A 13,671-nucleotide genomic window follows, 5' to 3' on the forward strand; every position below is an offset into this window, starting at 1 on the left:
GGCCATATATTATATGAAAGTACTTGTAATTGGTGCAGGTGGTAGAGAACATATTTTAGCACATAAGTTAAATCAATCACCAATCGTTAATGAAATACATGCTATTCCAGGTAATGATGCAATGTCAGACGTAGCAATAATCCATACGGAAATAGCTGAAACTGATCATGAAAAAATAGTAGCATTTGCACGACAACATGAAATAGCGTGGGCAATTATTGGGCCAGAACAACCACTTACAGAAGGTTTAACAGATAAATTACAAGCAGCAGATGTTAAAGTGTTTGGTCCAAATCAAGCTGCTGCGCAAATAGAAGGTTCAAAACTATTTGCAAAGCAATTAATGGAAAAATATAAAATACCAACGGCAGAATACAAAGAAATTACTAATAAACAGAGTGCCTTACAATATATTGCATCTTGTGAATATCCTGTTGTATTAAAGAAAGATGGATTGGCTGCTGGTAAAGGTGTTATTATTGCAAATAATTATGAAGAAGCACAAGCAGGTGTAGAAACTTTATATCCTGAGGAAGATGGTGTTGTTGTATTTGAACAATTCCTTGAAGGCGAAGAATTTTCACTTATGACTATGGTTAATGGTGACTATGCAGTGCCATTTGATTGTATTGCGCAAGATCATAAACGTGCATATGATAATGACAAAGGACCAAATACAGGCGGTATGGGTGCTTATTGTCCAGTACCTCATATTGATGAATCAATCTTGAAACGTACTAACGACGAAATTGCTCAGCCAATTGCCCAAGCTATGGTCAAAGAAGGGTACTCATTCTTTGGTGTACTTTATATAGGAGCGATTATTACAGCAGACGGTCCAAAAGTAATAGAATTTAATGCTCGTTTTGGTGACCCTGAAGCACAAGTGCTACTCACACGTATGGAAAGTGACTTGATGCAACATATAATTGATTTAGAAGCAAAAGCGCCTATCAATTTCGAATGGAAAGATAATGCGGTTGTAGGCGTTATGTTAGCTTCAAAAGGTTACCCAGGACAATATGAAAAAGGACATCAAGTAACAGGTTTTAATTTAAATGGCGATTACTTTATCAGTGGTTTGAAGAAAGAAAATGATGTGTATGTTACTTCGGGCGGTCGTGTCATATTAGCATTAGGCGAAGGTGAAGATATTGCTGAAGCTAAATTTAATGCATATAAAGCGGTCGATAAAGTAGAAAGCGATGGGCTTTTCTATCGTAAAGATATTAGTAATAAAGCGATAAAATAGTTGAAAGTTTATCATAAAGTTAAAAAGCGATTGGACAAAGTGGTTTAAGTTTTGTCCAATCGCTTTTCTTTTTGGATAATATGTCTACTTAAAAAGTTGGTTAATCTTTTTAATAAATATTTGTTACACGTATATCTTCAATGCCGGTAATAGGAATATATTGAGCTAATAAATAAGCACTCAATAAAATGATAACTATTACTAAAATTAATAGAAAATCTTTATACGAGAAAGGTGCATAATAATAATACGTTCTTGGACCATCTTTAAATCCATTTTTTTCCATTGCTACAGAAAGCTGATGTGCTTTACGAATGTTTTGGCTTAATAAAGGTATTAATAAATGTTTTAATTTTTTTAAACCACGATAATTTTGTGCGTTAATTAACTGATAACGCATTTTTAATGATTTTCTAAGTTGTATTAATGAAATGAACATCAATGGAACCATACGAATTGCTGCCATAAATGCATAAGCCACTTTAGGTTTTACTTTTAAGTGTTGCATTAAACTGTAAAAAACTAAAACAATCTGAGAAGTGAAAGCAATTAAAATTCCAAAAAATGAAATGGTAGTTGTACGCATGGCTAAATGTAAGCCACGATATAAACTCTCTGAAGTAATATGGATAAAACCAAATTGGAATAGTGTGTGCGTACCATCGCCATAAAAAATCATAAACAACGCAGATATGACACTGAATATCATCGTTAAAATAACAAAAGTTAAGGTGATTTTTAATTGCAAACCATTAAAAGCTAATAAAAATAAAAGCATTAAACATGTAATGTAGAGCATGAAATCAAACTGATGAACAAGTATAACAAAGAAAAATAAAATAACAGCGATTGCTAACTTAGTAATTATATTTACATCATCTACAAAAGTATAATGTTTCTTCCAAAGATCAAACATAATCATCACCAACCATTTCTTCTATGACGTGATGTGATAAATGGAGTCTTCGAGTTGGGTAACGAGATATGATTTCTGAGTCATGTGTCACCATAATAATAGTCTGACCACTAGCTACACGTTGTTGAAATAATTTTATTAAATTAAATGTATTATGGCTATCGAGACCAAATGTAGGTTCATCAAGTAATATGAATTCAGATGATGAACTTAGTGCAATTGCAACACTTAAGCGTCTCTTTTGACCTATTGAAAGTTCATAAGGATGTTGAGATTTTACGGATAGCAAATTAAGTGTATCCAACATTGATTCAGTCTGAGCAACAGCTTCTTGTTTAGAATTAAATTTATTTTTATATTGAATATGAACTTCATCATAAACGGAAGAAGTTATGAATTGTAACTCTGGATTTTGATAAACTAAATACATATATTTAGCAGCTACTTTAATTTTATTGAAAGAACGATTATTCACTAACATACGTCCTTCATATTTAATTAATTGCATCATTGATTCGAGTAATGATGTTTTTCCAGAGCCATTTGTGCCTGTAATTGTAATCCATTCTCCAGTCCCTACACTTAATTGAGGTATATTAATAAGATTATGTTTACCACGTTTTATGGTTACATTACCAAATTCAAGGTTTAACTTTGAGCTACTGCTATTGAAATGCATAGTTGATGGAGCATATTGCCATGCATTAGGGTGCCAAACGCCATACTCTGTTAACAAATCTTCATGTTCATTCAAAATTTCATCGGGCGTGTTGTCAGCGATAATGTCACCCTCATAATTTAATAAGATGACACGATCCATATGTTGCCATATATGATCCACTTTATGTTCGACAATGATTACTGTTTTATCTTGCCAAAGAGCTTTAATTTCCCCCCATAGTTCTGCAGTCGATTCAACATCCAACATTGCAGTAGGTTCATCTAAAAACAAGGTTTTCGACTGTTGTAATATCGTTTCGGCAATTGCTAATTTCTGTTTCATACCGCCACTTAGCTGATTAATGTATTGGTTTTTATCAACTTTTAAATCTACGGCTTTTAATGCATTATCTATACGTTTATCCATTTCGTGACGAGGGATTTGTTGGTTTTCTAAAACAAATGCTAATTCTTCGTCAACTTTAGGCATACAAAATTGACTATCTGGATCTTGAAATATAACACTACTGGAATCATCGATAATTAATTCATCATATTTAATAGGTAAATCAATAAGATTTGGTACAATACCACTTAATACATTTAATAAAGTGCTTTTGCCAGAACCTGATGGTCCTAGTAATAATACTTTTTCGTTTTCTTTGATTTGGAGTGTTAAATGATCAAATATCTTTTTCTTACCGTTTGGATATTTTAATCGTAAATTTTTTGTAGCTATCAACGTAATTGCTCCTTATAAATTATCATAGTCACTTTCTGTGGCAGGTCTGAACAATTTGGTTACTCCCGTTTGATCCAATGCTTTTACTATATAGTAGGAAATTAGGCCGGCAACGACGATGCCGCTTATAAGTCTGAATCCGATATATAACGCTAGATTCCAACCTACAACTTCACCTAAATAACCATAAGCAAAGTCTAAAGGCAATGTTGAAATAGAGGCTAAGAGACCAGCGAGCATTGCGACCATTGCTGAACGAGATTTATACCTGAAAATAGCAAATATAATTTCACATGCTAAACCTTGTAATAAGGCATAGACCATAGTTGCAATATCAAAACGACCCATGACAATAGTTTCTCCGGCACCAGCAGCAAATTCGGCTAATATTGCAATGCCAGCTTTAGGGATAATAAGGTATGCGACGATAGCAGCCATGAACCAAGCACCATATGTTAATTCTTCAAAATGTAACCCTGTAACTTGTAACGCTTTATACACAAAATTCCAAATGTTGTAAATAATTGCAAAAACAACAGCAATTAGCACAGTCACTAGAATTTCTGAAAGCTTTAATCCTTTTGACATAAAAAATCCTCCTAATATAAAAACGCACAACCTTCTAGAAAGTTGCGCGTTAAAATATAGGCATACAAATACCTGGAAAATAGGTGATTAGTACACTTTCCTACGCTAGTTTCATCTAGATCAGGTTCAAAGGGTTTGAGGGTATACCTCATCTCAGTCACAAAACACCCCTAGTGCGAATGATTAATTTAAATTTAACTATAATGTATGACTTTTAAGGAATAATGTCAAGACTGCCTATTAAATTTAATATATAACATATGTACTTTACTTCTATATAAGTTAATAATTATTTCGCTTTAATCAAATTAAAAATTGTTCATATAAAAAGGAGGTGAGCTATTTTATTTATATCCACTATCCATCTTAATCGCATTACATCCCAATACATATGGTATTTACATCTGAAGATATTGTCTTCACACATATAATACATATCTAATGCAATTGCATTGAAAAATTACAATAAAGGTGAGGCTGGGACATTTATTATGACCCAGCCTCACTTGTCGGATTTACATTTATATTTTAAAGCATGTGAAACCTATATTATTGAAAAATTTAGTCTAATGAATCTTGGACATTCTTTTTAGTTTCTTCTGTACTATCTTCAGCAGTTTCTTTCTTATCTTTTAATTTATCTTCTGCTTCTTTTGCTTGTTCTGCGGCTTTTTTGTTTAATTCTTCTTTACTCATAGATTAAACACTCCTTTTAAAGTATATGACTTCTATAAAATATATATACCACAACTTAAAAAAATCAAACAAAACTAGTGATTTAGATTTTAGTCTTAGTTATAATCAATTTATTGTTTAATTGAATGATATAAGTGGAAAGTTGACTATACATCGATTTATATCATACTATGGACTTATTTATTAAATTGTTAAAGACAAGAACTAAATGTTAATATATAATAACTTTTGAGGTGAATGGTATGTCTTTTTTGAAGAAACACGCTGAGATATTATATAGTTATATTATAGGCATCGTTTCGCTTTTCACAGGTCTCATCATTTTAATCAATTTACCTTTAATTGATAAATTAAATAACAAGGGTAAAATTGACTTACATATTCATAATGTATGGGATTTTATAAACGCATTTTTTGGTGAAATAATTAGAGTGATAAGCAATTATATAGGTAATTTCCCAGTATTTAGTGCCATTATAATCATTTTATTTGGTATTGGTGTTGTTTTGCTTGGTTTTACTCTATTTAGAACAACAAGATACGACTATGACATTTCAATATTCTTTTTAGTTATTGGTATATTGTTCTTTATTATCACGTTAATATTAATGACTCAAGTTTATAGCTTCTTTGCTATTATTTTCGTAATACCATTTGCAATTCACATTGGTTACATCGTTTATAAGGACGAGTTAAATACAGATCATAGAAAATACCATTATCTTTGGATTATTTTCAGTTATGGTTTTAGTTATTTGATTACGCAAATTGTGCTATATGGGAGAATTGATAGTGATGAAATTATACCGATTGATATTTTAAGTGTGAACACATTTTTCATAATTATGTGGTTACTAGGTCAAATGTCAATTTGGAACTTCTTATTTTTAAGAAGATCCCTTCCATTAACTAAGCAAGAACTTGGAGAAGAAGAACCGGAATTATCAAGAACAAGTAAAGGCACAGTAACGAATCAAACGAAAGAAACTTGGAAAAACTTACAAGATAAAACAACAGAATTTACTAGAAAAACACGCAGAAGTGTAGATATTCAAAAAGCAAGAGATAAAAAAGATAAATTCATTACAAAGTGGAAAGATAAAATAGACATTCAAGAGGATGATATTCCTAATTGGATGAAAATACCAAAATGGGTAAAATCAGCATATGTAGAATTATTTTGTGGCGCAGTACTATTATTTTTCACTTTAATTGAATTTAACAATAGAAATTCATTGTTCGTTTCTGGCAATTGGGAGATTTCTCAAACGCAATATGTAATTGAGTGGATAACATTGCTAATCTTAATGTTTATTATCATTATTTATATATTAACGACATTAACGAATTTCTTAAAAGATAGGTTTTACTATTTACAATTATTTATGGTTAGTCTATTATTCTTCAAATTGCTTACTGAATTCGTGAATATTATGGTTCATGGCTTATTACTATCAATTTTCATAACACCAATATTACTAATTATGTTAATTGCTATTGTTGTAGCCTTTGTAATGAAATTGCGTGAACCAAGTAAATATTAATTTACTAAAATATTGAAGCGGATAAAGCGTAGGATTAGATCTTAATGAATAAATAAGGTTATATCGACTGACTCCGTTAAAGTTGACTATCAAAGAATTAAGTTTATGATAAGCGCACTTTCTATTTTAGTCAGGTTTTACCAATATTAATTTTTAAAGGCTGAGACAAATATTTGTTGTCTCGGCCTTTAATTTTTACTAACAATAATGTAGTGATTTAAAGATAATTGATGTTACGATAAGGTTGAGATGATAGAATGAGTAAGCGAAGAAAAATTATAAATATAAAAAGCAGAAAGGCTGACATAATTTTATGAAAACTGCCACATTAAATAGAGGTAAAGAAACAAAGTATTTAAATGAATATCCACTTATAGATGAAGATGATATTTACTCACATGATCATTTAAAAGAAGGAGATTTATTTTATTTAGTTAATAACCAGGAACAATATATTGCTACTGCATATGTCGGTAAGCAACATAAAGGAATTGGCTGGGTTTTAAGTTACGATAAAAATGAAGTGATTAACACGCAATTTTTTGAGAGATTATTTGAAACAGCAAAATCTGAAAGAACGTATTTTTATAATATCGATGGAACAAACGCTTTTAGAGTATTTAATGGTGAAGGCGATGGTGTTGGAGGTCTGACAATAGACAACTACGATGGTCATTTCTTAATTCAATGGTATTCAAAAGGGATTTATAAATTCCGTTATAATGTACTATCAGCCTTAAAAGCTGTATTTCCTTACACTTCAATATACGAGAAAATGCGTTTCAAAGATGCAGAAATTAAAGGTGGTTTTGTTGATGGTGACGCACCAGAATTCCCAATAGTAATTGAAGAAAACTATACTTTCTACAATGTTCACTTAGATGATGGACCAATGACTGGCATCTTTTTAGATCAGAAAGAAGTACGTAAAAAATTAAAAGATCAATACGCAGAAGATAAAGAAGTGTTAAATGTTTTTAGTTATACAGGTGCATTTTCAGTAGTTGCAGCAGAAAAGGCTGAAATGACAACAAGCGTAGATTTAGCAAACCGTTCTCGTCCTTTAACAGAAGAAAATTTTGGGTTAAATAGCATTGATCCTAAATCGCAATATATTTATGTAATGGATACATTTGACTTTTATAATTATGCACGTCGTCATGATTTATTTTATGACACGATTGTTATAGATCCGCCAAGTTTTTCTAGAAATAAGAAAAAAACGTTTTCTGTACAAAAAGATTACGATAAATTAATTTTAGGTGCACTCGATATACTTGGACCAGATGGTACACTACTATTGTGTACAAATAATAGTGCATTTTCATTAAAAGCATTTAAAAATGTAGTGAATACAACATTAAAAGCCGAAAATGTAGATTATGAAATTGTTGATGTAATGGGCTTGCCTAAAGACTTTAAAACACATCCTCATTACAAACCATCTAAATATCTAAAAGCTATTTTTGTGAAAATAAGGTAAAACTTTGAAAAAAGGGTATTATTTTTAATGTGAATGAATTTACTTAAGGAGTGAACGAGATGAGCTTTAAAAATAAAATAACAAATAAATTTACAAATAAAGTAGGCAATAAAGTACTGAAAATTGAGGATATTAAACAAAAAAGTAATATACCTACAACAAATATTGAGATTGAGGAACGTCGTGAAAGAGCACAAGCACTTGTTAGAAAAAAATCGGTTTTATCTTCAAGTGTAAGTGTTGTGCCAATTCCAGGTTTAGACTTTGGTGTAGATATTAAGCTTATGAGAGATATTATTGAAGATGTTAACAAGATATATGGTCTTGACCATAAACAGGTTAATAATATGGGAGACGATATGAAAGAACGTGTTTTTGCAGCGGCTGCAATTCAAGGAAGCCAATTTATAGGTAAGAAAGTATCCAATGCAATATTGAAAGTGGTTATCCGAGATGTTGCCAAACGAGTAGCGGCAAAACAAACTAAATGGTTCCCTATTCTTGGTCAAGCAATTTCAGCTTCAATAAGCTATTACTTCATGAAGAAAATAGGGGAAGAACATATTCAAAAATGTGAAAAAGTTGTAAAAACACTTATTTAAAACTGTAGCGTTTTCACAAAATGATTAAAATTCGTTGAATATTGTCATATCATGGGTGCAACGAATTGAATTTATATGTATAATTTGGTAATGTTATTATATAAAACTATGCTAGGTTTTATAATAAACTAACGATTCTAACTATACGAAGGAGATATCATATTATGGAACAAAAATCATATGTAATTATTGACGAAACAGGTATTCACGCTCGTCCAGCGACAATGCTTGTTCAAACTGCTTCAAAATTTGACTCAGATATTCAATTAGAATATAACGGTAAAAAAGTTAACTTGAAATCAATCATGGGTGTTATGAGTTTAGGTGTAGGTAAAGATGCTGAAATCACTATCTACGCTGATGGTAGCGATGAAGCTGACGCAATTGAAGCAATAACAGATATCTTATCTAAAGAAGGATTAACTAAATAATTATGTCTAATTATATTAACGGCATAGCTGCATCTGATGGTGTAGCTATTGCTAAAGCATATTTATTAGTTGAACCTGACCTTTCATTCGATAGTGAAAAGGTAACAGATGTCGACGCTGAAATTGCAAAGTTTAATCATGCTATCGAAACATCTAAAGTTGAATTAACTAAGATTAGAAATAATGCAGAAGAGAATTTAGGTGCCGATAAGGCAGCGATTTTTGATGCGCATTTATTAGTTTTAGATGATCCTGAATTAATTCAACCGATTGAAGAAAAAATTAAAAACGAACAAGTTAACGCACCAACTGCATTATCTGATGTAACTGGACAATTTATCACAATATTCGAATCAATGGATAATGAATACATGAAAGAGCGTGCTGCCGATATTAGAGACGTTTCAAAACGTGTGTTAGCACACATCTTAGGTATAGAATTACCAAATCCTAGTATGATTGACGAAAGCGTTGTTATAATCGGAAATGATTTAACACCTTCAGATACTGCTCAATTAAACAAAGAATTTGTACAAGGATTTGTTACAAATATTGGTGGTAGAACATCACATTCTGCAATTATGAGTCGTTCATTAGAAATTGCTGCAGTCGTGGGCACTAAGTCAATTACTAAAGAAGTAAAACAAGGCGATATGCTTATCGTTGATGGTTTAACTGGTGAAGTAATTATTGACCCAACTGAAGATGAAGTTATAGCGTATCAAAATAAACGTGAGCGTTTCTTTGAAGATAAGCAAGCGTTGCAACAATTACGTGATGAACCATCAACAACAGCTGATGGAATGCATGTAGAGCTTGCTGCTAATATAGGTACACCAGATGACTTAAAAGGTGTTATCGAAAATGGCGCAGAAGGTATTGGATTATACCGTACTGAGTTCTTATATATGGGTAGAGATGAAATGCCAACTGAAGATGAACAATTTGAGGCTTATAAAAAAGTATTGGAAACAATGGAAGATAAGCGTGTTGTTGTACGTACTTTAGATATCGGTGGCGACAAAGAGTTGCCGTATTTAAACTTACCTGAAGAAATGAATCCATTCTTAGGATATCGTGCAATTCGTTTATGCTTAGATCAACCAGATATTTTTAGACCGCAATTAAGAGCATTATTACGTGCATCTACTTACGGTAAATTAAATATCATGTTCCCAATGGTTGCTACAATCAAAGAGTTCCGCGATGCAAAAGCATTATTATTAGAAGAAAAAGAAAATTTAATAAACGAAGGCATTGAAGTATCTGATGATATTGAATTAGGTATTATGGTAGAGATACCATCAACTGCCGCTTTAGCAGATGTATTTGCTAAAGAAGTTGATTTCTTTAGTATTGGTACAAATGACTTGATTCAATATACAATGGCTGCCGATCGTATGTCTGAGCGTGTTTCTTACTTGTATCAACCATACAATCCTTCAATTTTACGTTTAGTAAAACAAGTGATTGAAGCTTCACATAATGAAGGTAAATGGACTGGTATGTGCGGAGAAATGGCTGGAGACGAAACTGCTATTCCATTGCTACTAGGTCTAGGTTTAGATGAGTTTTCAATGAGTGCAACATCTATATTGAAAGCACGTCGACAAATCAAAGGTTTAAGTCAAAATGAAATGGAAGAACTAGCAAATAGAGCAATTAATTGTGCGACTTCAGAAGAAGTACAAGAATTGGTTGAACAATACGCGAAATAAAATTTTGAATAATTTTGTAAGCGAATGCATATAAGCATTGAATTACTTTAGTGCTTCGCTACGTTTAAAAACTGTTCACAGAGTTAAATAACTTTGTGAACAGTTTTTTTGATTATTCAAGTCTTTTAATGCACAATTATTGTAAAATGAAACTTTCTGAGTTAGGTTTGATATATAAGTTAATGGGATGGCAAAGGGTAACTAGTTTAAATTCAAACTTTGATTGATTTTATCCATATCAATTTGATACATTGGTTCGTTATCTATTAAGATAAATGGTGTAGCAAATGCATCATAATCCATCATTTCGTTTCTGAATTTTGAATTGCTAATATTTTTTTCAGTATAGCCAATTGCTTTATCTGATAAGTAATTTTTGATAAACGTACAAGGCGGGCAATCGTTTTGAGTGTAAATTATAATTCCAGTCATGGTACTTTGTCCTTTCTTAATTGTAATTTACTTAAATATAAGAAACTTTAATAAATATTTCAAGTTTAAAAAATATATGTTATTGGTCATTAATTTGTCACTTTATTTTGAGCGCAATTTATTTTAAAAAAATGTAAAGCAGTTTATAATGAATGGACGTTGTGATTTTTGTCACAAATAAATAAAAAAGGTGATATTATGGATTCAGTTGAATTAGCACGCTTTCTAACTGCGATGACACTCGCAGTTCATATAATTTTTGCAACAATCGGAGTAGGTGTACCGGTCATGTTTGCTGTTGCTGAATTTTTAGGGATTAAGAAAAATGATCCATCATATACGGCTATGGCTAAAAGATGGTCCAAAGGATATACCATTACAGTGGCAGTTGGTGTTGTAACCGGTACTATAATTGGTTTACAATTGTCGCTACTTTGGCCAACCTTTATGCAAATGGGTGGTCATGTTATAGCATTACCGTTATTTATGGAAACTTTTGCTTTCTTCTTTGAAGCAATTTTCTTGAGTATTTACTTATATACATGGGATCGTTTTAAAGGGAAATGGACACATTTTCTTATAAGTATTCCAGTTATATTAGGTGGCTCATTTTCCGCATTCTTTATCACAGCAGTTAACTCATTTATGAATACACCTGCTGGATTTGAAATGAAAAATGGAAAAATGGTAAATGTAGAGCCACTAGCAGCAATGTTTAATGATTCATTTTTAATACGTTCATTTCACGTTGTAGCCACTGCATTAATGACGATGGCATTTGTATTAGCTGCTATTGCAGCATTTAAATTGTTAAAAAATAAATTTAAAAAAGATACTGAGTATCATAAGAAAGCACTTAAATTAACTATGATTTTAGGTGTAGTATTTACCTTGGGATCAATGCTGGCTGGAGACTTGTCAGCAAAATTCTTACATCAAGAGCAACCAGAAAAACTAGCAGCATATGAATGGCATTTTGATACAGAATCGAATGCAGATTTAGTATTATTTGGCTCGTTAGATGAAAAAGCACAAGAAGTTTCAGGTGCAATTAAAATTCCTGGTATTTTAAGTTTCTTAGCAGATAATAATACAGATACAGAAGTAAAAGGTTTAAATGATTTCCCTAAGGAATTACATCCGCCTATGATTGTACATTATTATTTTGACTTAATGGTTTCTATGGGTGTATTTTGCCTTATAGTATCAGGCGCATACGTGTTGACGCTTGTGTTTAAAAAATTACGGAAATTTACACATTCTAAACCGATGTTATATGGTGCATTATTGACCGGACCAGCGGCAATGTTGGCAATTGAGTTTGGTTGGTTCTTAACAGAACAAGGTCGTCAACCATGGATAGTTCGTGGCTACCTAAAAGTAGCTGATGCTGCAACACAAGCAGGTGGCCTGACACTCGTAACGATATTATTTGGGTTACTTTATATCGTGCTTATGGTTACTTCTGCTTATGTACTGATTCGTATGTTTAGGCATAAACCAGCTTATAAAGACGTTGAAGCATTAGCTTCAGAAAGAGGTGAAGCAGAATGATATTTGCTTACATTGGTATTTCAGTGCTTTGGATTTTCTTATTCTGTTACATCATTATCGCCTCAATTGATTTTGGTGCAGGCTTTTTTACACTACATGCAAAAATTACGAAGCAAGATAAGAAAATTAATCATTTAATCGCTCGTTATCTTAATCCAGTATGGGAAGTAACAAATGTGTTCTTTGTATTTTTCTTCGTAGGAATGGTTGGGTTCTTCCCTGATACAGCGAAGTATTTTGGTACAGTGTTACTATTGCCAGCGTCAATCGCGTTAATTTTGCTTTCGATTAGAGGTGGCTTTTATGCGTTTGAAAACTATGGTCCAGATACTAAGTTACCGTGGTTAGCGATGTACGGCATTGCTGGATTATTGATTCCAGCTGCGTTAGCTACAACGTTAACAATATCTGAAGGTGGATATATTACTGGCACAGAGAATCATTTAGATTTAAACTGGTTAGAACTATTACTTAGTCCATATTCATGGTCGGTAGTATTTTTAGCGATTATTTCAGTACTTTATATCTCGTCAGGTTTTCTTACATTTTACGCTTCTAAAGCGAAAGATAAACTAGCATATGATTTATTGAGGTATTGGTTCTTAATTTGGGGAGCACCTATGATCGCGGTATCGTTATTTGTATTCTTGTCATTGCGTTTACAAAATGAAGGGCACTTCTTAAATGCAGTAACAAATTATTGGTGGATGTTCCTATTAAGCTTTATATGTTTTGTTGGTGCAATGGTATTAACACTTATGAAAAAAGGACATGGTTATGCTTTTGCATTAGTAATTTTACAAATGGGCTTTGCATTCTTTGGATATGGTGCAAGTAAATTGCCTTATATATTATATCCTTACATTCGCATAGATGAAGGTGTTGTAAATAGTAGTATGGCAATAGCCTTAATTATTGCGTTTATTTTAGGTTTACTTTTACTCATTCCATCGTTAATATTATTATTAAGATTATTTGTCTTCGATAAAAAATATGTAGAAGGCAAAAAATAACTTAATATTTTCAAATGTGGTTATATTACTTGAAAGAAAT

General features: G+C 31.8%; 13 protein-coding genes and 1 riboswitch. Of the genes, 8 read left to right on the plus strand and 5 right to left on the minus strand.

Translation table 11 applies throughout. The features are described from left to right. Positions 1-13: 13 nt before the first annotated feature. On the plus strand, positions 14-1,252 hold the full coding sequence (gene purD / locus ACSUE0_RS10215; RefSeq protein ID WP_436957245.1) for a phosphoribosylamine--glycine ligase: 1,239 nt from the start codon (positions 14-16) through the stop codon (positions 1,250-1,252). Between the two features lie 109 nt (positions 1,253-1,361). Here purD and ACSUE0_RS10220 read toward each other — a convergent pair whose 3' ends face one another. The 4 genes from ACSUE0_RS10220 to graF form a co-directional block, all read right to left on the minus strand. Beyond that, positions 1,362-2,168 (minus strand): energy-coupling factor transporter transmembrane component T family protein, encoded by an 807-nt coding sequence (locus ACSUE0_RS10220; RefSeq protein WP_436957247.1) that lies wholly within the window; start codon positions 2,166-2,168, stop codon positions 1,362-1,364. Then, positions 2,161-3,570, minus strand: a complete 1,410-nt coding sequence (locus ACSUE0_RS10225) for an ABC transporter ATP-binding protein (RefSeq protein ID WP_436957249.1) — start codon at positions 3,568-3,570, stop codon at positions 2,161-2,163. The genes ACSUE0_RS10220 and ACSUE0_RS10225 overlap by 8 nt, the downstream gene beginning before the upstream one ends. Before the next feature lie 12 nt (positions 3,571-3,582). Continuing rightward, complete coding sequence (locus ACSUE0_RS10230; RefSeq protein WP_119613185.1) at positions 3,583-4,158, minus strand: ECF transporter S component; 576 nt, start codon at positions 4,156-4,158, stop codon at positions 3,583-3,585. A gap of 80 nt (positions 4,159-4,238) precedes the next feature. Beyond that, positions 4,239-4,340, minus strand: a riboswitch (TPP riboswitch). Between the two features lie 379 nt (positions 4,341-4,719). Beyond that, positions 4,720-4,854 (minus strand): glycopeptide resistance-associated protein GraF, encoded by a 135-nt coding sequence (gene graF, locus ACSUE0_RS10235; protein WP_017724130.1) that lies wholly within the window; start codon positions 4,852-4,854, stop codon positions 4,720-4,722. Positions 4,855-5,096: 242 nt separating this feature from the next. Between graF and auxA the strand changes: the two genes are divergently transcribed. The 5 genes from auxA to ptsP all read left to right on the plus strand — a co-directional run bounded on the left by auxA (position 5,097) and on the right by ptsP (position 10,632). Further along, entirely contained in the window at positions 5,097-6,398 is a 1,302-nt protein-coding gene (gene auxA / locus ACSUE0_RS10240; RefSeq protein ID WP_436957252.1) for a lipoteichoic acid stability factor AuxA, read from the plus strand. 313 nt (positions 6,399-6,711) lie between these two features. Beyond that, positions 6,712-7,881, plus strand: coding sequence for a class I SAM-dependent rRNA methyltransferase (locus ACSUE0_RS10245; RefSeq protein WP_119613187.1), 1,170 nt, complete (start codon positions 6,712-6,714; stop codon positions 7,879-7,881). A 59-nt stretch (positions 7,882-7,940) separates the two neighbouring features. After that, positions 7,941-8,483, plus strand: coding sequence for a DUF697 domain-containing protein (locus ACSUE0_RS10250; RefSeq protein ID WP_122064408.1), 543 nt, complete (start codon positions 7,941-7,943; stop codon positions 8,481-8,483). 164 nt (positions 8,484-8,647) lie between these two features. Continuing rightward, positions 8,648-8,914, plus strand: a complete 267-nt coding sequence (locus ACSUE0_RS10255) for a phosphocarrier protein HPr (RefSeq protein ID WP_119613189.1) — start codon at positions 8,648-8,650, stop codon at positions 8,912-8,914. 2 nt (positions 8,915-8,916) lie between these two features. Further along, complete coding sequence (gene ptsP / locus ACSUE0_RS10260; protein ID WP_436957255.1) at positions 8,917-10,632, plus strand: phosphoenolpyruvate--protein phosphotransferase; 1,716 nt, start codon at positions 8,917-8,919, stop codon at positions 10,630-10,632. A 201-nt stretch (positions 10,633-10,833) separates the two neighbouring features. Here the strand turns inward: ptsP and ACSUE0_RS10265 are convergent, their stop codons facing one another. After that, positions 10,834-11,064: a glutaredoxin family protein gene (locus ACSUE0_RS10265; RefSeq protein WP_436957257.1), complete on the minus strand. Its 231-nt coding sequence runs from the start codon at positions 11,062-11,064 to the stop codon at positions 10,834-10,836. 198 nt (positions 11,065-11,262) lie between these two features. On the opposite strand from ACSUE0_RS10265, the gene ACSUE0_RS10270 reads away from it, so the two are divergent. Both ACSUE0_RS10270 and ACSUE0_RS10275 read left to right on the plus strand, forming a co-directional pair. Beyond that, positions 11,263-12,618 carry a cytochrome ubiquinol oxidase subunit I gene (locus ACSUE0_RS10270; RefSeq protein ID WP_436957356.1) on the plus strand — a complete coding sequence of 452 codons (1,356 nt, stop codon included), beginning with the start codon at positions 11,263-11,265 and terminating at the stop codon, positions 12,616-12,618. Beyond that, positions 12,615-13,631: a cytochrome d ubiquinol oxidase subunit II gene (locus ACSUE0_RS10275; protein ID WP_119613192.1), complete on the plus strand. Its 1,017-nt coding sequence runs from the start codon at positions 12,615-12,617 to the stop codon at positions 13,629-13,631. Before ACSUE0_RS10270 ends, ACSUE0_RS10275 begins: the two co-directional genes overlap by 4 nt. Positions 13,632-13,671 lie beyond the last annotated feature (40 nt).

The organism is Staphylococcus sp. AS1337 (assembly GCF_051408735.1).
Lineage (GTDB): Bacteria > Bacillota > Bacilli > Staphylococcales > Staphylococcaceae > Staphylococcus > Staphylococcus xylosus_B.